General features: G+C 43.6%; 20 protein-coding genes and 1 tRNA gene. 12 read left to right on the top strand and 9 right to left on the bottom strand.

Features of this window, described 5'->3' with window-relative positions; all coding sequences use genetic code 11:
* Positions 1-240 precede the first annotated feature (240 nt).
* Positions 241-771 carry a GNAT family N-acetyltransferase gene (locus HKI82_RS05255; protein ID WP_112404915.1) on the top strand — a complete coding sequence of 177 codons (531 nt, stop codon included), beginning with the start codon at positions 241-243 and terminating at the stop codon, positions 769-771.
* Between the two features lie 84 nt (positions 772-855).
* On the opposite strand, the gene HKI82_RS05250 is transcribed toward HKI82_RS05255, so the two are convergent.
* On the bottom strand, positions 856-2391 hold the full coding sequence (locus HKI82_RS05250) for a methyl-accepting chemotaxis protein (protein ID WP_102940330.1): 1536 nt from the start codon (positions 2389-2391) through the stop codon (positions 856-858).
* A gap of 525 nt (positions 2392-2916) precedes the next feature.
* Between HKI82_RS05250 and HKI82_RS05245 the strand changes: the two genes are divergently transcribed.
* Entirely contained in the window at positions 2917-3423 is a 507-nt protein-coding gene (locus HKI82_RS05245; protein WP_102940331.1) for a Fe3+-citrate ABC transporter substrate-binding protein, read from the top strand.
* A gap of 109 nt (positions 3424-3532) precedes the next feature.
* Here HKI82_RS05245 and gltX read toward each other — a convergent pair whose 3' ends face one another.
* Positions 3533-4960, bottom strand: a complete 1428-nt coding sequence (gene gltX / locus HKI82_RS05240; RefSeq protein ID WP_171137379.1) for a glutamate--tRNA ligase — start codon at positions 4958-4960, stop codon at positions 3533-3535.
* A 235-nt stretch (positions 4961-5195) separates the two neighbouring features.
* Here gltX and HKI82_RS05235 point away from each other — a divergent pair, with 235 nt between their 5' ends.
* Together HKI82_RS05235 and HKI82_RS05230 are read left to right on the top strand one after the other, a co-directional pair.
* The gene (locus HKI82_RS05235) at positions 5196-7964 is read left to right on the top strand and encodes a heavy metal translocating P-type ATPase (protein ID WP_171137378.1); all 2769 of its coding nucleotides are present in this window, start codon (positions 5196-5198) and stop codon (positions 7962-7964) included.
* A gap of 136 nt (positions 7965-8100) precedes the next feature.
* Positions 8101-8973, top strand: coding sequence for a TraB/GumN family protein (locus tag HKI82_RS05230; protein ID WP_171137377.1), 873 nt, complete (start codon positions 8101-8103; stop codon positions 8971-8973).
* A gap of 312 nt (positions 8974-9285) precedes the next feature.
* On the opposite strand, the gene HKI82_RS05225 is transcribed toward HKI82_RS05230, so the two are convergent.
* Positions 9286-9362, bottom strand: a tRNA-Pro gene (locus HKI82_RS05225).
* A 233-nt stretch (positions 9363-9595) separates the two neighbouring features.
* Between HKI82_RS05225 and HKI82_RS05220 the strand changes: the two genes are divergently transcribed.
* The 3 genes from HKI82_RS05220 (at position 9596) to rluF (ending at position 11761) form a co-directional block, all read left to right on the top strand.
* Positions 9596-9736 carry a DUF3149 domain-containing protein gene (locus HKI82_RS05220; protein ID WP_042480052.1) on the top strand — a complete coding sequence of 47 codons (141 nt, stop codon included), beginning with the start codon at positions 9596-9598 and terminating at the stop codon, positions 9734-9736.
* Positions 9737-10016: 280 nt separating this feature from the next.
* Complete coding sequence (smrA, locus tag HKI82_RS05215) at positions 10017-10613, top strand: DNA endonuclease SmrA (protein WP_102940335.1); 597 nt, start codon at positions 10017-10019, stop codon at positions 10611-10613.
* 98 nt (positions 10614-10711) lie between these two features.
* Positions 10712-11761 carry a 23S rRNA pseudouridine(2604) synthase RluF gene (gene rluF / locus HKI82_RS05210; RefSeq protein WP_171137376.1) on the top strand — a complete coding sequence of 350 codons (1050 nt, stop codon included), beginning with the start codon at positions 10712-10714 and terminating at the stop codon, positions 11759-11761.
* Positions 11762-11847: 86 nt separating this feature from the next.
* On the opposite strand, the gene upp is transcribed toward rluF, so the two are convergent.
* Entirely contained in the window at positions 11848-12474 is a 627-nt protein-coding gene (gene upp / locus HKI82_RS05205) for a uracil phosphoribosyltransferase (protein ID WP_042480745.1), read from the bottom strand.
* Positions 12475-12640: 166 nt separating this feature from the next.
* Here upp and purM point away from each other — a divergent pair, with 166 nt between their 5' ends.
* Together purM and purN are read left to right on the top strand one after the other, a co-directional pair.
* Entirely contained in the window at positions 12641-13681 is a 1041-nt protein-coding gene (gene purM / locus HKI82_RS05200; RefSeq protein WP_102940338.1) for a phosphoribosylformylglycinamidine cyclo-ligase, read from the top strand.
* Between the two features lie 3 nt (positions 13682-13684).
* Positions 13685-14323, top strand: coding sequence for a phosphoribosylglycinamide formyltransferase (purN, locus tag HKI82_RS05195; RefSeq protein WP_102940339.1), 639 nt, complete (start codon positions 13685-13687; stop codon positions 14321-14323).
* An 89-nt stretch (positions 14324-14412) separates the two neighbouring features.
* Here purN and HKI82_RS05190 read toward each other — a convergent pair whose 3' ends face one another.
* Positions 14413-15258, bottom strand: a complete 846-nt coding sequence (locus tag HKI82_RS05190; protein ID WP_171137375.1) for a class II glutamine amidotransferase — start codon at positions 15256-15258, stop codon at positions 14413-14415.
* A 99-nt stretch (positions 15259-15357) separates the two neighbouring features.
* Positions 15358-15933 carry a D-sedoheptulose 7-phosphate isomerase gene (lpcA, locus tag HKI82_RS05185; protein ID WP_042480066.1) on the bottom strand — a complete coding sequence of 192 codons (576 nt, stop codon included), beginning with the start codon at positions 15931-15933 and terminating at the stop codon, positions 15358-15360.
* A 334-nt stretch (positions 15934-16267) separates the two neighbouring features.
* On the opposite strand from lpcA, the gene fadE reads away from it, so the two are divergent.
* Positions 16268-18712, top strand: a complete 2445-nt coding sequence (gene fadE / locus HKI82_RS05180) for an acyl-CoA dehydrogenase FadE (protein ID WP_102940341.1) — start codon at positions 16268-16270, stop codon at positions 18710-18712.
* A gap of 81 nt (positions 18713-18793) precedes the next feature.
* Here the strand turns inward: fadE and HKI82_RS05175 are convergent, their stop codons facing one another.
* Positions 18794-20044: a TIGR03503 family protein gene (locus tag HKI82_RS05175; RefSeq protein WP_171137374.1), complete on the bottom strand. Its 1251-nt coding sequence runs from the start codon at positions 20042-20044 to the stop codon at positions 18794-18796.
* Between the two features lie 24 nt (positions 20045-20068).
* The gene (dnaQ, locus tag HKI82_RS05170) at positions 20069-20812 is read right to left on the bottom strand and encodes a DNA polymerase III subunit epsilon (protein WP_171137373.1); all 744 of its coding nucleotides are present in this window, start codon (positions 20810-20812) and stop codon (positions 20069-20071) included.
* Positions 20813-20868: 56 nt separating this feature from the next.
* Here dnaQ and rnhA point away from each other — a divergent pair, with 56 nt between their 5' ends.
* Positions 20869-21333 carry a ribonuclease HI gene (rnhA, locus tag HKI82_RS05165; RefSeq protein ID WP_102940344.1) on the top strand — a complete coding sequence of 155 codons (465 nt, stop codon included), beginning with the start codon at positions 20869-20871 and terminating at the stop codon, positions 21331-21333.
* Positions 21334-21336: 3 nt separating this feature from the next.
* Here rnhA and HKI82_RS05160 read toward each other — a convergent pair whose 3' ends face one another.
* Positions 21337-22071 (bottom strand): class I SAM-dependent methyltransferase, encoded by a 735-nt coding sequence (locus HKI82_RS05160; RefSeq protein ID WP_102940345.1) that lies wholly within the window; start codon positions 22069-22071, stop codon positions 21337-21339.
* Between the two features lie 37 nt (positions 22072-22108).
* On the opposite strand from HKI82_RS05160, the gene gloB reads away from it, so the two are divergent.
* On the top strand, positions 22109-22867 hold the full coding sequence (gloB, locus tag HKI82_RS05155; protein ID WP_171137372.1) for a hydroxyacylglutathione hydrolase: 759 nt from the start codon (positions 22109-22111) through the stop codon (positions 22865-22867).
* Positions 22868-22929 lie beyond the last annotated feature (62 nt).

The raw sequence follows: 22929 nt of genomic DNA, 5'->3' as shown, positions 1-22929 counted from the left end.
AATTATCACATTGAATTAATTGAAAAATATCCCATATCGACTTTGAGCACAGACAATTTTCGTTCCTCGTTAGGCAGTAAGTATTAGGTTCGGATCCTGTCGGGTGTGCCAAGTCTTTCAAAGGCTTAGTAAAATTTATTACTAAGCCTTTTACATTAGATATTGATGTGTGTTTCTCGCTGTACTTACAATATTATTGGTTAGTTTAAAACGAACATGCAGATCGAAGGACGCTAGAGAATGGAAACGGATAAGCTAGAACAACGCCAAGTATTACTCAATGGTTTAAACATCACTATCAGACCTATTACGCCTGAAGACAATAGTGCGATTGCTGACGTCATTCGTAACAGCTTCATTGATAATAAAATTGACCATCTAGAAGGTGTAAGCTTGCACGATCCGGCTTTAGCCAGTCTGAGCCACGCCTATACCTCTGAAAAGTCTGGTTATTGGGTAGCAACACTTAATGATCAAGTGGTTGGCGGTGTTGGCGTTGCACAGCTTTTAGGGGCTAGTGAAGAGTATGGCGAAATGCAAAAGTTGTACTTGGATAAATCCGTGCTCGGTATTGGTCTTGGAAGATGTTTAATTGATTTATCGATTAAAAAAGCGAGAGAGTTTGGGTACAAATACCTATATTTAGAAACACTGGAAGAGCTGAGCTCTGCAGTCTCTTTATACGAGCAGTTTGGTTTCGAACATATAGAGGGGAGTATTGGTAATACCGGGCACGGCAGTTGTGAAATTTGCATGCTCAAAACCCTTTAACACTTCAGATATATTCGTTAAAACAAAAAGACTAACCATGTTGAGTTAGTCTTTTTATTTTAGAGTGCTTCGTCGTCGGGTGAATTAACGGAAATTGCAACTTAACGCATTGATATTGTTAGCACTCATATGAGCTTCACAAGCGTTTTCACTTGCCTGTCCCACTAAATCAACGTTTTGATTTGATACCGCCTGTATATGGTGGACGTTTTGGCTGATCTCGGCAGTAACCGCACTTTGTTCTTCCATGGCTGATGCAATCTGAATCGATTTGTCCTCAAGTAACGACATCATATCAATCACACTAGACATAATAGACTGGACACTTTGCGCTTCTGTATTACACCGTTGAGATTTATCTTGGTTGGTCATCATGGATTTTTGCCACGTTTGCATTGAGTTCTGAAGATTGGTTACCGAACTTTGAATGTTTTGTGTGGCAAGCTGAGTTCTTCCGGCCAAGGTTCGAACTTCATCAGCAACTACAGCAAAGCCTCGACCTTGCTCACCTGCCCTTGCCGCTTCAATCGCTGCGTTCAATGCCAACAGGTTGGTTTGATCTGCAATACCTTGAATTTCAGCCATAACTCCAGATATCTTGTTGGTGTCTTCCACAAGCTGAAGCAAACTTTGAGCTGCCGCGCCTATGTCTTCCGACAACTCATTCAAATTTTCACCATTCCTTGTTAATGTTTCTGCCGCATTGCCACACTTATCTTTGACTTCTCGCACGTAATCACGTGTGTCTAAAGTTGCACTGTTTACTTCTTGTATTGATGCGTTCATTTGCGTGGCTGCAGTAGATAGCTGCTCTAAAAGCTCACTCTCGGCTTTCAAACTTTGTAAGGATGATTCACTGGTTGATTTTAGCTGCTCAGAAATATTCACTAATGCCTTGCCGGAATCCAAACTTCTTCCCAAAATTGTCCTGATTTTGGCTAACTGAATATCCACATTATAGGCAACTTTTCCGCTTAGCCCTGTGCCACAAAAAACGACTCGAGAAGGACTATTTACTATATCTGCTTGTTTATGAATCAAGGTTGGCAGTTTGACTATTTCATCAAAGAATAGACCGCTGAAAATAATTAACGCCGCTAAAACTAACGCAAACATTGTCATTCCTGCTATCCAATAGGCGCTACCCAACAAAGCTATTGCGACTATCGCAGCGACAGTTCTTTGAAATAAAATGTGTTCGGTGACAGGAAAAGGTTTCTTTCCATTATTAATACGCTGATACAACCGCTCCGCAGAAGCAATATCCTTGCGTGACGGGCAATGTCTAACAGACTGATAACCAATAATTTTGTCTTTGTCGTAAATAGGTGTAACGAATGCATCTACCCAGTAGTAGTCCCCATTCTTACAGCGGTTTTTTACCATTCCTCGCCAGCTGTTGCCTTTCTTTAGCTGCCCCCACATATCTGCGAAAGCCGCTTTAGGCATATCAGGATGTCGAACAATGTTGTGAGGTTTGCCAATCAGTTCTTGAGCGGTAAAACCCGCCACACGGCAGAACTCATCATTAGCATAAGTGATGATACTGTTTGTATCCGTTGTTGAGACCAAGAACTCCGATTGGGAGAAGGTCACTTCTTTTCCTTTATGAGTAGACATAGCCAATTGCGTCCTTACTTGCTCATTTTTATTATAAAAAAACTGACAACTTCTATTACGTGTATTCTTTTCAGTCCCTGAATCACTCGTCCTTAGTAATAATTTACACAATAATTACAATATAGTTACGATAAAACATTCCATGTGGTAAACGTTGAAAATTGTGACAAACATTAACCTTACGTCATAGCTGTTACATAAGTGACATGTTGATCATCAACTTTAAACGTAGTCTATGTTCTGAAATCTATTCAACCTTGTCGCGGATAAAAGAACAAAGTTTCATCTCGCAGAATCCTGACTCAATTTTGATATAAAAAATAAACATTCAACTAGACTGTTTATTCTCGTTATTCGGGATTTCATCTAAAATTACTATTAATAAAAATATTGATAACCCTAAGACTCTTGCTGCTTCTAGGTGATCATTAAACTCTTCCGATTTTCGGTACCACTAAGTGCTGAAATTAGAGAAAGAAACCTGCCATCTAGAGCCCATCAAGCTGTAAGGGAAACCGTTAGCCTATGAAGAAAAGTAACCTAGAAACCAATACTGGCCACCGATTTATCTCTAAAGCTAAAACGGCTTATAAGATTCATATTCATACTCCCGATGATAGTGTTTTGCACAGATCGGTCGGTTACATACGTCTAGGAGAAACAAAAGGCCTGAAAAAGGCGATTAAGCTGAGAAACGAATTAGGCAGAGATATGTGGGGCAAGCATTGGCGACGCATATTGAAAGACCCGTATCTGATGACGCGTTTACCTCATAGCTTAGAGCCTAAAATTATCTACAAACCTCGCCCAACAAGCGATAACCCAGATAGCCGAGATGCTTGTTATATTGCGGCTTGGCGCGATTACGACAATAAAGGTAAATGTACCTTTAAGAGTGTGGTTTGCTCTATCAATAAACACGGCAAACTCGCCGCTTATACCAAAACGAAAAAAGCGCTATTAGAAGCCCATAAAGACTGTTTGGATATTCTTATTTATATGGGACGTTTGAGCAGTATTGATTTGAAATAATCTCGATTAAACTGAGTAACTCATTGCTATCTAAAAAATTCCCGAACACCAGAAAACGAAAAAGCTGTGGTTGTTACGCCACAGCTTTTTTCATCACTCAATAAATGACTTATTGTGCGTTAGCTTCACGCTCTTCGATAAATGCTAGCGCCATCTTGATACGCGTAATAACACGTTCTTGACCAATTAGCTGCATTACGGCGTCTACAGAAGGTGATTGACCGCCACCAGTGACTGCTACACGTAGAGGCATACCAATTTTGCCCATGCCGATTTCAAGTTCTGCACATACTTGTTCAATCACTTGATGTAGAGCTTCTGTTGTCCACTCAGTCAGTGCCTCAAGTTTGCTTAGCGCAAGCGCTAGAGGCTCTTTTGCTACGCCACGTAGATGCTTCTTAGCCGCACCTTCTTCAAACTCAGAGAAATCTTCATAGAAGTAGCGAGACTGCTGAGCAAGCTCAACAAGTGTATGACAACGCTCACCTACAAGGCTCACGATATCTGCTAATGCTGGACCGTTAGCCTTGTTGATGCCTTGGTTATCAAAGTGCCATTCTAGGTGCTTTGCCACATACTCAGGATCTGAAGACTTGATGTAGTGGTTGTTCAACCAAAGTAGTTTGTCAGTGTTAAACGCTGATGCTGATTTAGAAATCGCATTCAGGCTAAACAAGTTAATCATCTCTTCTTGAGTGAAGATCTCTTGGTCGCCATGACCCCAACCTAAACGAACTAGGTAGTTGATCAACGCTTCAGGCAAGTAGCCTTCGTCACGGTATTGCATTACAGATACCGCGCCATGACGTTTAGACAGCTTAGCGCCATCGTCGCCTAGGATCATTGCACAGTGAGCAAACGTTGGAACTTTCGCGCCAATCGCTTCGTAAATGTTAATTTGACGAGGCGTGTTGTTGATGTGGTCTTCACCACGAATAACGTGAGTAATACCCATATCGATATCGTCAACCACAACACAGAAGTTGTAAGTCGGAGAACCATCAGTACGGCGGATAATCAGATCATCAAGTTGGTCGTTACGAATTTCGATACGGCCACGGATCTGGTCATCAAATACTACGCTGCCTTCTTTCGGGTTGCGGAAACGAATAACGCAAGGGTCACCCTCTTTCGCTGCTGCATTCACCGCTTTGATTTTAGGGTGGTTCGCATCGTAACGAGCCATTTCTTTATTCGCTTCTTGCTCAGCACGGATCTCGTCGAGAAGCTCTTTAGACGCATAACATTTGTAAGCTTTGTCTTGAGCTAGAAGTTGATCGACCACTTCGTTATAACGATCAAAACGTTTTGTTTGGTAGTAAGGACCTTCATCCCATTCCAAACCTAACCAACTCATACCTTCAAGAATCGCATCTACTGCTGCTTGAGTAGAACGTTCAAGGTCAGTGTCTTCAATACGTAGAACAAATTCACCACCTTGGCTTTTTGCGTATAACCAAGAGTAAAGTGCTGTACGTGCACCACCAACGTGAAGATAGCCCGTAGGACTTGGGGCAAAACGAGTTTTAACCGTCATTTGACTTCCTTAGATATAAAAACAACAGTGGCACATTAAGCCACTGCGACTGAAAGGATAAAATTTGGCGCCATTTTACCATTGATGACTAATTCCACAATGGAAGATTAATTCATATTCAACCTCGTTTGAGAAAGACGAGTAACAAACGACGTTTATTATTTCGCCACACAGCTTGACCTTACCTTTAGGTCAAGGTTTATGCTTTTCTTACTGTCGATTGGAGGAAAAGAAAATGGGCCATTACGCATTACCTTTATCAGGCTTGAACTGCATGGGTTGCGCTCGAAAAGTTGAACGTCAACTCAACGCTGATTTTACGGTTGAAATCCAAACCCTATCACCCACTTTTATCGAGTTGGATGTCAACTCTCCGCTCGAAAAGGTCATCGACAGTATTGAATCGCTGGGCTATCGCGCAGGTAACACTCTGCAATTTAGTCTGCAAGGGTTAAACTGCGGCAATTGTGTAAATAAGCTCACTAAGCATTTGCAGGCCTTTGACGATATAGCTCGTCTGAATGTTTCCAAAGAATCTCTAACACTGATTACTTCAAGCTCACACGAAGAAATTATCAACCGAGTGGCAGAGGTTGGTTACCAAGCGACTCTCATCAACGCACCTCAAGTTGATGAAGAAGAACAAATTGAAGTAACCGCAGATGAGCCTGCTCAGCAAGAGAAAATTGCAGAGCCTAAAGCCGCTACTGAAGAGCAAGCATCGGCTGAACCAGAGCCTGCTGAGCTAACAACCCAAACTGATGATTTAGTAAATACTCACTTACTGATTAAAGGTATGACGTGTGCCAGCTGTGTTTCATCTGTAGAGAAATCCTTGCTTTCGGTTCCAGGAGTAGAAAAAGCGCAGGTAAATCTGGCTGAACAAAGTGCTCTAGTCATTTCAAATCAAGATGTCACATCGGCATTGGTGGCAGCAGTCAGCCAAGCAGGATATCAGGCTGAATGGGTCGATGACCCAGCCGAGCAACAAAAGAAACAACAACTCCATTTAGACAATATCCAGAAAGAACATAAACGTAATGCGTTTCTTGGTTTAGTCATGGGTGTGCCTTTAATGGCCTGGGGTGTATTCGGTGGCAACATGATGATCCAAACCACCAGCGACCAAATGGCTTGGGGTGTGGTGGGATTACTGTGCCTAGCACTTTTATCTACCGCAGGAAAAGGATTTTTCACCAGCGCATGGCAAGCATTAACTCACCGCCGTGCCACTATGGATACACTCGTTGCCTTGGGCACAGGTGCAGCTTGGTTCTATTCAACACTGGTCGTCATTGCGCCAAACTGGTTCCCAGATAATGCTCGTCACGTTTATTTTGAAGCGACAGCAATGATCATCGGTTTGATTTCTCTCGGTCATTACATCGAAGCCAAAGCCAAAGCCAAAACTACGCAATCACTGCAAGCTCTAATTAATTTGCAACCACAAAAAGCCACTCTGGTTGTAACCAATAACGGTGAGACGACAGAGCAAACTATTGCTATCGCAGATATCAAACAAGGGATGACTTTACGAGTAAAACCGGGTGAACAATCTCCGGTCGATGGCGTGGTATTAGAAGGCAGCTCTTATGTTGATGAATCCATGCTGACTGGCGAACCGATTCCTGTACATAAATCGGCTTCAAGTCATGTTTCAGCAGGCACCATCAATCAGGATGGTAGCTTATTGATTGAAGCTACTGGCATTGGTTCACAAACCATGCTCTCGCGCATTATCAAGATGGTTCGTCAGGCTCAAAGTAGTAAACCAGCCATCGCAAAAATGGCTGACCAAATTTCGGCGGTATTTGTTCCGACCGTGGTGTTAATCGCGATTTTTTCTGCGCTAATTTGGTACTGGTTTGGCCCTGAACCGAAAGTCAGCTACATGTTGGTTATTGCAACTACAGTACTGATTATTGCTTGTCCTTGTGCGCTTGGTCTGGCGACACCTTTGTCTGTAACGGTTGGCGTGGGTAAAGCGGCTGAAATGGGAATATTGATTCGAGATGCCAACGTTTTGCAATCTGCCAGCAAAATCAATACGGTTGTGTTTGATAAAACAGGCACTCTTACTCAAGGCAAACCGAGCGTTCAACAACTTGTGGCTTTTAATGCAGACAAACAAAAGGTGTTGAGTCTCGCTTATGCCTTGGAATTACAATCAGAACATCCTTTAGCTAAAGCAGTGTGTCTGTATGCCAAAGAAAATGAAATCACGGCAGCAACGATTGAAAACTTCGTTAACTCTCGTGGTCAAGGCATACAAGCAGATTATCAAGGCCAAACGGTACATATTGGTTCTGTCGGTTACTTCCAGTCTCTAGAAATCGATCTAGCCGAAGCACAGCAAACGCTTGATGAGTTCTCATCAAATGCTTGGACACCGGTTGCTATTGCTCTCGACAAACAACTGATTGGTCTGTTTGCGATAGCCGATCCTGTAAAAGAAAGTGCATCACAAGCAATTCAGGCGCTTAACGAGATGGGAATTCATACCGTGATGCTGACAGGTGATAACCAAAGCGTAGCGAATTCTATCGCCAGCAAACTGGGCATAAGCCAAGTCATTGCACAGGTGTTGCCAGACCAAAAAGCTCAGCATATTGAAGCACTACAAAAACAAAACCGTATTGTTGCTATGGTAGGTGATGGCATTAATGACGCGCCTGCTCTTGCTCAAGCAAATATTGGTATCGCAATGGGCAGCGGCAGTGATGTAGCGATAGAAAGCGCGCAAATGACACTATTAAACTCATCACCGTTATCAGTAGTCAGCGCCATCGAGCTATCACAAGCCACCATTAAAAACATGAAGCAAAACTTGTTCGGTGCGTTTGTTTATAACACCTTTGGTATCCCTATTGCAGCGGGTGCGCTCTATCCGGCATTTGGATTTTTACTCAGCCCAGTAGTGGCTGGGGCGGCTATGGCGCTGTCTTCCATTACGGTAGTGAGTAATGCTAACCGACTACGACTCGTCAAAACACGCTTTCACTAGTCGATTAAAAGTAAACATAGCGAATCGCAATTGAAGGTAGTCATTAACGATTAAATGGAGCGCTCTGAGTATAACTAAGCTAATCTCTTCTAAAGTAAGGTTTTTATCCTAGTTTAGAATTGGAATAGGAAACAGCATGTTTGGCATTACTCAAACGCTTCGTTGGTTGCTACCTTTTGTTATCTTTTCTGCTCATGCAGAACCTTTGTACTGGAACGCAACAAACGGCAAAGTCAGTCTCACCATTATTGGCTCTGTGCATGTAGGGGAACCATCCATGTTTCCATTACCTGATGATATCTACCAAGCACTCAATAACAGTGACGGGCTGATTGTCGAATCAGACACAACCCAGCAACAGCAAATCGTCTATCCCCCAGCGTCCAAGCAAGCAGCACAAGTTCTGTCTCAAGAGCAGTTATTCAATCTTGATCACATCGCCTCTGAGTTTGGACTGAATGTTGAGCAATTCCATACACTTCCGCCATGGAGTGCCGCTCTATCACTTCAGTTCTTACAATTACAAAAACTCGGCTACGAAACAAAAGATGGGGTCGACCTTCATCTGATGCAAAAAGCGATAGAAACTAAGGTTCCATTGGTACCTTTAGAAACGATGCAATTTCAGATTGATCTGCTAACCCGTCAGCCAGAAGACGGCAAAGAGTTGTTGGTCAGTATTATCGAAGAGTGGGAAAGCAATGAAACTATGACTCACTGCATGATAGAGAGTTGGAAAGCGGGCGATAGACTGAACCTTGAAAAGATGATGCATCTGACTGAGATGTCACCAGAAATGGAACAAGCTTTTGTAACTGAACGCAACCAAGATTGGGCCAATAAAATAAGTTCAGGCAAGTTCTTACCTAATTCAAAAGGTCAATATGTCATGATTGTTGGCGCGCTTCACTTAATCGGTCAACAGAGTTTTATTGAACTGCTGGAAAAGAAAGGTTTCAACATCACACAGAAGAACCGAAGCCAAAAAGCAAACTGCGAGTTCTTTTAACGCAGCCTAGTTAGCCTAGTTCTTAATGATTATTGGTATCCCAAAACGACAAAAGCCCAGCATTTCTGCTGAGCTTTATAAATATGGTCGATGAAGAGCCAGATCCTGAACATCAGGCGAACCCCACTCTAGTTCGAATCCTTAAACAACCTGAAACGGAAAAGGCTCCAGTCTTTCGACTAGAGCCTTTTCTAAATATGGTCGATGAAGAGCCAGATCCTGAACATCAGACGAACCCCACTCTGTTCGAATCCTTAAACAACCTGAAACGAAAAAGGCTCCAGTCTTTCGACTAGAGCCTTTTTCTAAATATGGTCGGTGAAGAGGGATTCGAACCCCCGACCCTCTGGTCCCAAACCAGATGCGCTACCAAGCTGCGCTATTCACCGAGAACGGGGCGTATATTACGGATTCTGTTTGGTTACGCAAGTCATTTAATTAACTTTTTCTTAATTTCAGTTCGTTCGCTCAAAAACCAATCAACAAACTATAAAATGTGACCAAATACACAGCTAAAGAAACATTCACACAACCTATCAATCACAATTGATCCAGATCAGTGTCGGTTTTTTATCCAGAATTTAACTTATGCAATGTCTTAAGCACTTCTAGAGGAAATACTATGGACTTATGGTTAGATCTCCTGTTCGGTAATGCAGTTGGGTTATCTTCAATGCTGGTTATATTCGGCGCTATAGGACTGATGCTGTTTTACGGCAGCTATTTCATCTACAAAGTACTGAATGACAAATCTCCTCACTAGATCGCTTAGCATCTATTTTTAAATAGAATCACGCTTTGCACCGGAGTTGATCGCTTGTCTGCTCCGGTTTTTTATTGCCCGCAATTTGCTCCTAATCGAGCTGACTACTTTGTTAGCTAGACTCTTGATCGGCTATCCCTTGGCTAGTTCAGTGACTTCCTTGCAAGCTTGTCCCAGTGATACATCACAAACACGCTTTGGCTAGACAAACAGAACTGGTTGCTTGAGCAGTCTTGATTGTTATACTTCCGAGATTCCATGATTAATTCGAGATAGCACTATGTCTAACGATGACTTCGAGTCTCAAGATGATTTCGAACTATTTCATCAAATGATGGGTGATGTAAAACCGATCAAGCAAGATACCGCCGAACTTAGTAAGTCTTATCAGGTTACTGAGGCCCAACTCGCTAAACGTGAAGCCGCCATTACCCATTCAGAAAATGACCCTGATTATCTTTCTATTGACCATGCACCGATGCTAAAACCAGACGACCACGTCGAGTTTAAACGTGATGGTGTTCAGGATGGTGTCTACAAAAAGATGCGTTTGGGTAAGTACCCGATTCAGGCTCGCCTTGATTTGCACCGCAAGACTCTCAAACAAGCTCGTGAGGAAGTGGTAGCCTTCGTTAATCAATGCATGCGCATGGATATCAGAACCGTGATTATCGTTCATGGCAAAGGAGAGCGTTCTAATCCTCCCGCATTGATGAAAAGTTTTGTCGCGCACTGGTTAACTCAAATGAAAGAAGTGCAATGTATTCATAGCGCACAGCGCTTCCACGGCGGCACTGGCGCACTTTATGTCTTGTTTAAGAAAAGCGTTGAGAAGAAAAACGAAAACAGAGAGCGCCACCAGAAACGGCTTGGCTAAGCATAGATACCTGTTAGAATGCGCCCTCATTCGTTTTTTTGAACACATAGATTCGTTTTCAAAAGAAAAAGCCGTTGTGAAACGTTACAGGAGACAACATGTCACAATCTGAAGGCAAACGCCTAAACAAATACATCAGCGAAACAGGTTACTGCTCTCGTCGCGAAGCCGACAAGCTCATTGACCAAGGTCGAGTGACCATCAATGGTAAGGTGCCTGAGATGGGTACCAAAGTCACCGATGATGATGAAGTGCTGATTGACGGTAAGTCACTTCGCAACAAAGAAAAGCCTATCTATATCGCGCTCAACAAACCTACCGGTATCACTTGTACGACTGAACGAGATGTTCCGGGGAATATTGTCGATTTTATCGGTCATAAGAGCCGTATTTTCCCTATCGGCCGCTTAGATAAACCTTCAGATGGCTTGATTTTCCTGACTAACGATGGCGACATCGTTAACAAGATCCTCCGTGCTGGCAATAATCACGAAAAAGAGTACGTTGTTCGTGTCGATAAGCCAATTACACCTGATTTTATTAAACAGATGTCTTCTGGCGTCAGAATTCTCGATACGGTGACCTTGCCATGTAAGGTAGAAATGGAGACCAAATTTTCATTTCGTATTGTTTTGACTCAAGGTCTCAACCGCCAAATTCGTCGTATGTGTGAAGCCTTAGGGTATGAAGTATTTAAACTGCGCCGTGTACGTATTATGAATATTTCTTTAGATGGCATTCCAAACGGAAAATGGCGCTATCTGACTGACGCTGAAGTAGCAGAGATTCTGGCGATGTGTGAGGATTCTACTGGTACTGAAGAAGCTTCAAAAGTCGACGCTAAAGGACACAATATCCGCAAAGCGACAGATGCGAAACTGTTCGATAGCCGAGAAGAAAACCGAGAATCAAAAGCTCGCAGAAACCAGAAAGCGAGCTATTCTAAAGACAAAACTTATCAAGGTCACAATGCTGATACCTTCCGCCATGCGCCAAACTCAAAGAAAGGAAAAGCGAGAAGTGAGAGTCAAGGCAGAGCCCACCAAGGTAAACCTCAACATAGCAAACCGAATCAGCAAAGTGCGAGAGGCAACAATAAGCCTTCAAACACACCTAGAGTTGGTGGAACTTTAGGTTTGAAGAAGTAAGAACTCGGCAACAATAAAAAACAAAAACAGAAAAGGGAGCCTAAGCTCCCTTTTCTTTTCAGTAACCTAATTTTCAATAACTTAAGTTACTTAGTACCAAAAATCTTATCGCCTGCGTCACCAAGACCCGGAACGATGTAACCTTTGTCATTCAGTTTTTCATCAATCGCCGCAGTGTAAAGCTCAACATCTGGGTGAGCTTTTTCTAGCGCTTCAATACCTTCTGGTGCAGCAACTAGAACCAATACCTTGATTTGGTTACAGCCTTTCTCTTTTAACAGATCGATAGTTGCGATCATTGAACCGCCAGTAGCCAGCATTGGGTCAACAACTAGCGCAATACGCTCTTCAATGTTTGAAGCAAGTTTGTTGAAGTATGGTACTGGCTCTAGAGTTTCTTCATCACGGTAAATACCCACAACACTGATACGAGCGCTTGGGATATGCTCTAGAACGCCATCCATCATGCCTAAGCCAGCACGTAGGATTGGAACTACCGTCACTTTCTTACCTTTAATTTGGTCAACCGCTACAGGACCGTTCCAACCATTAATGGTCACTTTCTCAGTTTCAAAGTCTGCAGTTGCTTCGTAAGTTAATAGACTACCGACTTCCGTCGCTAACTCACGAAAACGCTTAGTGCTGATATCACCTTCTCTCATCAAGCCTAGTTTATGTTTAACAAGAGGGTGTTTAACTTCAACAACTTTCATTTCCATCTCCGGCACAATTTAAATAAACCTCGGGATTATACACCTATTTTTTCAACTTTACCGACCAAAAATCGCGATAAAAAACTGACGCAAACGTTTTCCTTTTTGTTTTAAGCCCTGTAGAATAGCGCCGTTTTCATATCCAACTAGACCGAGGAACTTCCCCGTGAGCGGTAACAAGACTTCACTTAGCTACAAAGATGCTGGCGTAGATATCGATGCAGGCAATGCACTTGTTGAACGAATTAAAGGTGCTGTAAAGCGTACTCGTCGCCCTGAGGTAATGGGTGGCATTGGTGGCTTTGGTGCATTGTGCGAGCTTCCAACCAAATACAAACAACCTGTACTTGTTTCTGGTACAGATGGTGTTGGTACCAAACTTCGTCTTGCTTTGGATATGAAAAAGCACGACACCATTGGTATCGACTTAGTGGCTATGTGTGTAAACGACCTGATTGTACAAGGTGCTGAGCCACTGTTTTTCCTAGATTACTACGCAACAGGTAAGCTGGATGTAGACACAGCAGCTGACGTTGTTTCTGGCATTGCAGATGGCTGTGTTCAAGCTGGCTGTGCTCTAATCGGTGGTGAAACTGCTGAAATGCCTGGAATGTATGAAGGCGAAGATTACGACGTTGCTGGTTTCTGTGTTGGTGTAGTAGAAAAAGAAGACATCATTGACGGTACTAAAGTCTCTGTCGGTGACGCACTGATTGCTGTGGGTTCTAGCGGTCCACACTCAAACGGTTACTCTCTAGTTCGTAAAATTCTAGAAGTTTCTGCAGCTGACAAAAATGAGCTTCTTGAAGGTAAAACGATTGGTGAACACCTTCTTGAACCAACTAAGATTTACATCAAATCTGGTCTTAAACTGATTGCTGAACACGACATTCACGCTATTTCTCACATCACTGGCGGCGGCTTCTGGGAAAACATCCCTCGCGTACTTCCTGAAGGTACCAAAGCGGTTATTGATGGTAAGAGCTGGGAATGGCCTGTGATCTTCCAATGGCTACAAGAGAAAGGCAACGTAGATACTCACGAAATGTACCGTACGTTTAACTGTGGTGTTGGTCTAATCATTGCCCTTCCACAAGACCAAGCTGAAGCTGCGGTTAACCTTCTAAAAGCAGAAGGCGAAAACGCATGGGTTATCGGTGAAATTGCAGCAGCTCAAGCTGGTGAAGAGCAAGTAGAGATCAATTAATCCATGAAGAGTATTGTTGTTTTAATTTCAGGAAATGGTACCAATTTACAAGCGATCATCGATGCTTGTGAGTCAAGCATTAGTGAAGGCAGAGTAACGGCTGTTTTTTCGAATAAAGCAACTGCTTATGGCTTAGAGCGAGCTAAAAAAGCAGGTGCAGCGGCAGTATTTGTCGATCCAAAAGAGTATGAGACTCGTGATGCTTACGATCATGCCCTGATGGAGCAAATTGATGAATATAAGCCTGACCTTATTATTTTAGCGGGCTATATGCGTATTCTGAGTAGTGAATTTGTACGTCACTACTTAGGACGTATGATCAATATTCACCCTTCACTGTTACCTAAGTACCCAGGTCTGAATACTTACCAGCGTGCTATCCACGCGGGTGATGAAGAACATGGCACCAGTGTTCACTTTGTGACTGAACAGCTCGATGGTGGTCCCGTGATTCTTCAGGCAAGAGTGCCTATTTTTGATGAAGATACTGTAGAGATACTGACAGAGCGCGTTCAAAATCAAGAATATCGTATCTACCCGTTAGTAACTCAGTGGTTCGTTGAAGGCAGACTTGAGATGATTGAAGGCAAAGCGTTCTTAGACGGCGAGCCTTTAGGCATGCACGGTTATGCTAGCGAATAGACGCTAGTTAAAGCTTAGATTTAAAGCTAGCAAAAAGGGTTGATACTGCATCAACCCTTTTTTCATGTTCGTTTTTTATGTTCAGCTTTTCACTCAAGCGGCTCTGTAGGCGCTTGGTTTCCTGGCTTAGGCGCCGCAAATGCTACGTCGGTTAAATCAGCACTGTTACTTTCGAACAGTTCACCATAGTGAAAAATATTAAATTCACCCGGCTTCATTCTTTGCCACTGCTCGTTTCCGGTTAAAGGTTGAGTGGCAATCACTGAGACCACATCATTCGGAGTCGTTTCTTCCTGAAAGTTGATTTCAATATCTTCATCCAGCAAAGCTGCTCGGCCAAATGGCGCTCGACGAGTGATCCAGTAAAGATGATTAGTGCAGTATGTCATCAGGTATTCACCATCAGACAGCAACATATTGAACACACCTTTCTCTCGAAGTTCATCGCAGCGTAAAGAGATATAGCGGAATACCGCGTGCATATCTTTCGGTGGTTCGGGATAGCGATTCTCTAACTTATCGAGTAACCAGCAAAATGCGGCTTCACTGTCTGTTTCTCCGACAGGACGATGACGACCGGTTGGCAAATCTTCGTAATCAGTGAGTTGTCCATTGTGAGCAAAAGTCCAATAGCGCCCCCACAACTCACGGGTAAATGGGTGTGTATTCTCCAAATTGACACCGCCTCGATTGGCTTGTCGAATATGGCTTATCACCGCGCAGCTTTTGATTGGGTATTCTTGGACTAACTGTGCAATCTTGGATTGGTAACTAGGATTAGGATCTTTAAATGTTCGAAAGCCTTTACCTTCATAAAACGTGATACCCCAACCATCTCGGTGTGGTCCAGTATTACCGCCACGTTGAATCAAACCAGTAAAGCTAAAACAAATATCAGTCGGGACATTGGCGCTCATTCCGAGCAATTCACACATCTTAACTCTCTCTCCTACTACCCTAAAACTCCTGACTACTGATCATGTTTCGAGCTGGCCTTTATAACTTGTGATAAAAACCAGCCCGATGAACATCAATTATTCCATTTCTTTTTCAATAAGCTGAATAATGATGTGGATAATTTTGATGTGTACTTCTTGGATACGATCAGCATAACCAAAATGCGGTACGCGAACTTCAACATCCGCAATACCTGCCATTTTGCCGCCGTCTTTACCCGTCAAAGCGATCGTTTTCATGCCTTTCGCTTTTGCAGCTTCGATCGCTTTTAAAATGTTGCCTGAGTTACCAGAAGTCGATAAACCAAACAGTACATCACCAGCAGAACCAACCGCTTCAACATAACGAGAGAAAACAAAATCATAACCGAAGTCGTTACTCACACATGAAAGGTGGCTTGGATCAGAAATAGCGATACCAGGGTAACCAGGGCGGTTTTCACGGTAACGACCTGTTAACTCTTCAGCAAAATGCATTGCGTCACAGTGTGAGCCACCATTACCACAAGACAGCACTTTACCGCCTTGTTTGAATGAATCAGCAATAAGCTTAGCAGCAGCTTCAATTTGAGCGATGTTGTGATCGTCACTCAAAAATTTGTTCAACACTTCAGCGGCTTCTGTTAGTTCACTTCTAATTAGATCCTGATACATAGTTATTCTCTTCTTAAATCTGCTTGCAGATGAACTCTCTTCTTCGAGAGCTAGGACACTATTGAGTTTACCCAAACCTGTGATTCTGTCGATAGATAAGCCTCAATAATTGCACTATGAGAACAATTTTCATCTCTCTGGAATCGAATCAGAGCGCACACTTTAGACTATTCACTCTACTTAGATCACTTTTTGAACATTTAATGGTTTTACATTTTATTAATAATTCATTTACACTTTACTGGTTAGACCACTTTAACAACTTCAGAAAGCTCATAAAAAATGAATGCTGAAAACTCGAAAAAACAAACAGCATGACTATAAGGACATTAACATGGACATCTTGCTCTCAACATTAGGGTTCTTTGCAGTACTCGGCGCTTGCTTGTATCACAGAACTTCCTTGTTTGTATCACTCGCGGCTCTCACCATCACTATGCTGGTGCTCTCGCTATTTGGCCCAGTAGGGATAATCGGCTGGAGCTTATACTTGGCCGCAATCGCGCTTTTTACTGTTCCTTCTATTCGCCAAGCTGCAATTAGCGCAAAGGCGTTAACCGTATTTAAAAAAGTACTTCCTGCTATGTCGCAAACAGAAAAAGAAGCGTTAGATGCAGGTACGGTATGGTGGGAAGCAGAGCTGTTCAAAGGCAAACCGAATTGGCAGCAACTGCACGACATTCCTGCGCCGCAGTTAAGTGAAGAAGAACGCGCTTTTCTTGAAGGGCCTGTGAATAAAGTCTGTGCCATGGTCAATGACTATCAAGTGACCCACGAACTGGCAGACCTTCCTCCAGAGGTTTGGCAGTACCTGAAAGACAACAAATTCTTCGCCATGATCATTAAGAAAAAATACGGCGGCTTAGAGTTTTCGGCATATGCGCAGTCATTAGTTCTGCAAAAACTGACTGGGGTATCTGGTGTACTTTCATCAACCGTGGGCGTACCTAACTCATTAGGTCCGGGCGAACTACTGCAACACTACGGTACTAAAGAACAGCAAGACTACTACCTACCTCGACTTGCACAAGGTAAAGAAATCCCATGTTTTGCGCTAACCAGCCCAGAAGCAGGTTCAGACGCGGGTTCAATTCCGGATTTCGGCGTTGTCTGCAAAGGCCAATGGGAAGGCAAAGAAGTGCTTGGTATGAGACTGACTTGGAACAAGCGCTATATTACTCTTGCACCAGTAGCGACCGTACTGGGCTTAGCATTTAAATTACAAGATCCAGAACACCTACTTGGTGAGAAAGAAGACATTGGTATCACTTGTGCCCTTATTCCAACCAATCTAAAAGGTGTGGAAATCGGTAACCGCCACTTCCCGCTTAACGTTCCATTCCAGAATGGTCCTACTCGCGGTAATGACATCTTTGTTCCGCTAGATTTCATTATCGGTGGCCCAGATATGGCAGGCCAAGGATGGAGAATGTTGGTTGAGTGTCTGTCGGTTGGACGTGGTATCACTCTACCGTCAAACTCAACTGGCGGTACAAAAAGCGCGGCGTTGGCAACAGGTGCTTATGCGCGTATTCGTCGTCAGTTCAAACAACCTATCGGTCAAATGGAAGGTATTGAAGAGCCATTAGCACGCTTGGCAGGTAACGCGTATGTGATGGACGCGGCAAGTAATTTGACCGTTGCAGGTATCGACCTTGGTGAGAAGCCATCGGTAATTTCTGCCATTGTGAAATACCACTGTACCCATCGTGGTCAACGTTCAATTATTGATGCGATGGACATTGTCGGCGGTAAAGGTATCTGTTTAGGTCCTTCAAACTTCTTGGCGAGAGGTTATCAAGGTTCGCCAATTGCAATTACGGTAGAAGGCGCAAACATTCTGACTCGTTCAATGATCATCTTTGGTCAGGGCGCGATTCGCTGCCATCCTTATGTATTGAAAGAGATGGAAGCCGCTCACTCTGAAAGTTCGAATGCTGTTGAGCAGTTTGACAGAGCATTGGCAGGTCACGTTAGTTTTACCACCAGCAACTTAATTCGCAGTATCTGGTTAGGTCTAACCGATGGTATCGGCTCTTACTCACCAACCAAAGATGCGACACAACGCTACTACCAACAGCTAAACCGTTACAGTGCGAACTTAGCGCTTTTAGCTGACATATCTATGGCTGTTTTGGGCGGTTCTTTGAAACGCAAGGAGCGTTTATCTGCTCGTCTTGGTGATATTTTGAGCCAGCTATACATGAGCTCAGCAACCCTGAAACGTTTTGAGAACGATGATCGTCCGGTTGAAGATTTGCCATTGGTTCATTGGGGATTACAAGACAGCTTGAAACAAACAGAAGTCGCGATAGATGAGTTTCTTGCGAACTTCCCGAACCCTGTGATCGGCAAAGTACTACGTGTCTTAATTCTGCCTTTTGGTCGCGTTCGCAAAGGACCAAACGACAAACTGGACAGCAAGCTGGCGCAAATACTGCAAACACCAAGCGCAACACGTACACGCCTTGGCCGCAACCAGTATTTAGCCCCTACGGCACATAACCCAGCAGGTCGTATTGAACTGGCGCTAAGCGTTATCCTTCAAGCTGAACCTATTTTCGATAAAGTATGTAAGGCGCTTGATAAACGTTACCCATTCACTCAACTCGATAAAGTTGCAGCAGAAGGGTTAGCTAACAAGATCATCAATGAACAAGAAGCAGAACTTTTAATCGAGGCTGAAAGCCACCGCTTGTACACCATTAATGTTGATGACTTTGCACCTGCGGAACTTGCGGCAAAAAAGACAAAAACCAAACTGGAACAAGTCGCTTAGATAAAAATTAAGCAAAAAATCACATCAGTTAAAACGTAAAAAAGGGAGGTTTAACCTCCCTTTCCTTTTATCCGCTCTGTATTATTTCTTCGGCATATTGAGCTGCATTTCAGGCAGCATTTCCTTACGAGCTTTAAACTTACGCATAAAGAACCAGCCTACCAAAGCCAGAAGAATCACAACTACATTGCCAATAGCGATATAAATAATATATTGAGTACGTCGTTCTTCTCGCACCTTTTGCAACAAATGCTCTTGAGCGATTTTACGGCGCTGTTCTGCTTCCGCTTCTTGCATCAATCGAGCTTGTTCAAGATCGAGCTCTTGAACCACACTGTATGTACTCTCTTTAATCGGGAAATACAACGGACGCTTAGAAGCCAAATCGGTAGCATAAACACCACCTTCCCACGCGTAGTTACCCAAATCTCCATCATAAGGAACCGTGAGCGTCATTTTTAATGATTCAGGCTCGGCAACGCCTTCAACAAGAAACTCTTTATTATCGGGCGATTGATGGCGAATATGCGCGGCAAGCGAACCGGGCTCAATCATGCCCTGCTCACCACTGATCACCACCTGATGAGGTTCGTTCGCGACACGCGACTGAATAAAGCTCGAACTGAGTGGTGATGGGTACACCAGCACTTCCTGTTCAAGCGCGCGTAAAAACACGCCATTACCAGAAGTAATTCGCACCCGATATTTGCCAGGTTCCGGCGTAATATTAAGCTTAACCGTAAAAACGCCATCTCCGGGCTTTTCATCTAAATCTCGCCCATCATCAGCAAACTCACCAATCACTGTTGGTACAGGTCGCGCCTCTTTTACTAAGCTCTCTTCATCTTCAATATATTTACGAAAAGTAACTTTGAGATTCACCCTTTCAAGGAAATCTTTAAGCAGAAGAGGTTTGTCATCTGAAGTTAAGCGAGCCGTGAACTTCATTTCCTCGCCTTGATAAATTCGGGTTGGAAAGGTATCTGAGGTCAATTGCAGATGTGAAATCAGCTTTACATTGTTTTTAGGCGACACTTTACCTATCGCTTGCCAAGGCCCCGGCATAGGATTGTCGATAGAAATGATGTCCATCGTCGGTTCTTGATACCAACGTACGTTATCTGGATTTCGCGTCGCGTAATACTTCTTACCGTCAGGACGAACCAAGACTACGGGCTGAGAACCTTGCTCTCGGTAGATGACAAACGTTATTTGAGTGATGGTAGGATCAACACGAAATCGGTTATCTAACAAAGAAAGTGAGGATTCACGGCTAGCGAAAGTATTCAAACTCAAGAGGAGCCCCAAAAGAGCAATTCCAATCCTCAACATATCATCTCCTAAAATAGACCACTCTTACTGACGCCAAAGACAAGAGCCACTCTTCGCGACTAAATCTAAACGCTCTTGATGCGCTTCTATTTCATCGGCGGTAGCCATCAATACCTTTAGCGCTTTTCGTCCACTTTCTACTCGTTTAATCGATGCAGCACCATTGTCGCCTTCGGTTTGTGAGCCAGCATTAAACTGGAGCGACGTTTGACCACCAGTCATCAACAAATAAACGTCAGCAAGAATCTCAGCATCGAGTAAAGCGCCGTGCAGCGTTCGGTGCGAGTTATCTATGCCATAACGTTCACAGAGAATGTCCAAGTTGTTGCGTTTGCCGGGGAAGATTTTCTTCGCCATGGCAAGGGTGTCGGTGATTTTGCAGATCTGTGAGGTTTTAAGTGAGCTGCCACCTAACTTAGAAAATTCATAGTCCATGAAGCCGACGTCGAACGGCGCGTTGTGTGCGACCAATTCCGCGTCTTTAATAAACTCCAGAAATTCTTCATGAACATCACGATATTCCGGTTTATCAACCAAGAACTCATCGGTAATACCGTGAACTTCAACCGCTTCATCTTGAATAGGTCTATCCGGCTTGAGATAAACGTGAAAATGGCGTCCGGTGAGTTTTCGATTGACGATCTCCACCGCACCGATTTCAATGATTCGGTGGCCTTCGTAATGTGGACCACCTTCTAGGTTCATACCCGTGGTTTCGGTATCGAGAACCACAATGCGGTCGTATTCAGAATTGCTGCTAGTATTCATAAGGATATATATGTCAGACTATGCCAAATGTGTGCGTAACCCAATAGTATCAAATCATGAAGAAACAGGTGGAAATTTTCACTGATGGATCGTGTTTAGGCAACCCTGGCCCTGGCGGTTATGGTGTTGTTCTTCGCTACAAGAGCAACGAAAAGACCCTAGCAAAAGGCTATAAGCTCACCACGAACAACCGCATGGAAATGCTCGCAGCCGTTGTTGCGTTGCAAACTCTCAAAGAACCTTGCCATGTTATTCTCACCACAGACAGCCAGTACGTGCGTCAAGGTATCACTCAGTGGATCCACAACTGGAAAAAACGCAACTGGAAAACCTCTGCCAATAAACCGGTAAAAAATGCGGATCTCTGGCAAGCGCTTGACCATGAAACAGCTCGCCACCAAGTTGACTGGCACTGGGTAAAAGGTCATGCAGGACACAGAGAAAACGAAATGTGTGACGAACTAGCACGAGCGGCAGCTGAAAACCCAACAGAAGAAGATGTAGGTTATCAGCCTGAATAACTTCTATTTTTCATCGTGTTTGATGCGGTAGTTTACTCCAACAGGAGAAAGCCGCCGTTTCAAACGCCAGTGCGGTTTAATCGGTTTAAGTGGATAAGTACGCTTACGGGCAACAATAAAATACAAGCTACAAAACGTTGAACCAAAATCCCCTCTGCCATTTTCCAACCAAGTCCAGAATGTGCGGTACCTCTGCATCGGAAACAGTGCATATTGGTCACACTCAATCACCTGATAGTTCAGCAGCCCTAACCAGTCTTTAACTCGATTTGGTGTGAACATTCGACCGCTCCAAGGCAAATTATTTTTGCGCCACGGCATTAAGCTCGCAAGACCAGTAAAACTGATAGGATTAAAACCCGTGATAATAATGTAGCCATCATCAATCAGTACTCTGTCGACTTCTCGCAACATACGGTGCGGGTCGCTACTATAATCCAGTTGATGTGCAAGGATGGCTGTATCGATGCTTTTTTCGAAGAAGGGCAAATCGAAATCATCGGCGATCACTGTATGCAATGGATTTGTTTTGTCTAAATGGACTTGATGTTGAATATTGCAGTTACAACTGGCAAGCTCGCAACTCAAGCCGCCCAGCTTTAGCATATGATAACCAAATAGTTTCGGGCACCACTCATCGAGCCGTGTTTGGATAGACTCACTAACCCATTGACCATTTTTCAATTGAGACCAAGAATGAGGCTTCTCAATTTTTTTTTCGCTGCGTGCTGGTTTCATCGCTAACCCGCTTCACCAAGGTGACTGGAGACAACTCATGTTACAGATCAAAAGCATACCTGCATTTAACGATAATTACATCTGGCTGATTCAAAATAGCGACAACCGTTGCGCTGTTGTTGATCCCGGCGATGCAACGCCTGTTCTGGCTTATTTGGAACAACACCATCTCACATTAGAAACGATCTTAATTACCCACCATCATAAGGATCATACAGGCGGAATTCGCGAGCTTGTTAAGCAGTATCCGAATATCGAAATCATTGGCCCAAGTGATGACCCAGTGCCTTATTTGACCCAAAAAGTCACCGCAGGTGACCAAATTGAATTGTTTGATGAACGTTTCTGGGTGCTGGGATTGCCGGGGCATACTTTAGGTCATATTGGCTATGCAGGTGATGGCAAGCTGTTTTGTGGCGATGTGCTTTTCTCCGGTGGTTGTGGCCGAGTATTCGAAGGCACCATGGAGCAGATGTTTACTTCGTTAGAAAAAATTCTAGCCTTACCAGAAGAGACCGAAGTGTATTGCGCTCATGAATACACCGCGAGCAACATCGCTTTTGCTATTGCAGTAGAGCCAAATAACGAACAGTTACAAATTTATCGTGATGAAGTGATTCGTCTTAGAGCTCAAAACAAATCGACCATTCCGACCACACTAAGAAAAGAGAAATGGATAAACCCCTTCTTGCGTACAAGAGAAGCAAGCGTAATCAAGTCGGTAGCAAATCGAACCGCGCAAAATGATCCTATATCAATATTTACCGCATTACGCGAATGGAAAAACGATTTTTAGGAATTTGCCACTTGTCAGGGTAATAAATAGGCAAGTATTATCTCCAGCCATTTACTGAAAAG

The sequence above is a fragment of the Vibrio plantisponsor genome, assembly GCF_013041605.1.
In the GTDB taxonomy this organism is placed as follows: Bacteria; Pseudomonadota; Gammaproteobacteria; order Enterobacterales; family Vibrionaceae; genus Vibrio; species Vibrio plantisponsor.
This window is presented reverse-complemented; position numbering and strand designations above follow the sequence as displayed.

Bases quoted from the DNA above. Each gene is read 5' to 3' on its own strand.
- rnhA (WP_102940344.1), top strand. From the start codon at position 20,869: ATGAAGAAACAGGTGGAAATTTTCACTGATGGATCGTGTTTAGGCAAC.
- HKI82_RS05255 (WP_112404915.1), top strand. From the start codon at position 241: ATGGAAACGGATAAGCTAGAACAACGCCAAGTATTACTCAATGGTTTA.
- HKI82_RS05230 (WP_171137377.1), top strand. From the start codon at position 8,101: ATGTTTGGCATTACTCAAACGCTTCGTTGGTTGCTACCTTTTGTTATC.
- rluF (WP_171137376.1), top strand. From the start codon at position 10,712: ATGTCACAATCTGAAGGCAAACGCCTAAACAAATACATCAGCGAAACA.
- gltX (WP_171137379.1), bottom strand. From the start codon at position 4,960: ATGACGGTTAAAACTCGTTTTGCCCCAAGTCCTACGGGCTATCTTCAC.
- dnaQ (WP_171137373.1), bottom strand. From the start codon at position 20,812: ATGAATACTAGCAGCAATTCTGAATACGACCGCATTGTGGTTCTCGAT.
- HKI82_RS05250 (WP_102940330.1), bottom strand. From the start codon at position 2,391: ATGTCTACTCATAAAGGAAAAGAAGTGACCTTCTCCCAATCGGAGTTC.
- lpcA (WP_042480066.1), bottom strand. From the start codon at position 15,933: ATGTATCAGGATCTAATTAGAAGTGAACTAACAGAAGCCGCTGAAGTG.
- upp (WP_042480745.1), bottom strand. From the start codon at position 12,474: ATGAAAGTTGTTGAAGTTAAACACCCTCTTGTTAAACATAAACTAGGC.
- gloB (WP_171137372.1), top strand. From the start codon at position 22,109: ATGTTACAGATCAAAAGCATACCTGCATTTAACGATAATTACATCTGG.
- HKI82_RS05160 (WP_102940345.1), bottom strand. From the start codon at position 22,071: ATGAAACCAGCACGCAGCGAAAAAAAAATTGAGAAGCCTCATTCTTGG.
- smrA (WP_102940335.1), top strand. From the start codon at position 10,017: ATGTCTAACGATGACTTCGAGTCTCAAGATGATTTCGAACTATTTCAT.
- purN (WP_102940339.1), top strand. From the start codon at position 13,685: ATGAAGAGTATTGTTGTTTTAATTTCAGGAAATGGTACCAATTTACAA.
- HKI82_RS05220 (WP_042480052.1), top strand. From the start codon at position 9,596: ATGGACTTATGGTTAGATCTCCTGTTCGGTAATGCAGTTGGGTTATCT.
- fadE (WP_102940341.1), top strand. From the start codon at position 16,268: ATGGACATCTTGCTCTCAACATTAGGGTTCTTTGCAGTACTCGGCGCT.
- HKI82_RS05175 (WP_171137374.1), bottom strand. From the start codon at position 20,044: ATGTTGAGGATTGGAATTGCTCTTTTGGGGCTCCTCTTGAGTTTGAAT.
- HKI82_RS05245 (WP_102940331.1), top strand. From the start codon at position 2,917: ATGAAGAAAAGTAACCTAGAAACCAATACTGGCCACCGATTTATCTCT.
- HKI82_RS05190 (WP_171137375.1), bottom strand. From the start codon at position 15,258: ATGTGTGAATTGCTCGGAATGAGCGCCAATGTCCCGACTGATATTTGT.
- HKI82_RS05235 (WP_171137378.1), top strand. From the start codon at position 5,196: ATGGGCCATTACGCATTACCTTTATCAGGCTTGAACTGCATGGGTTGC.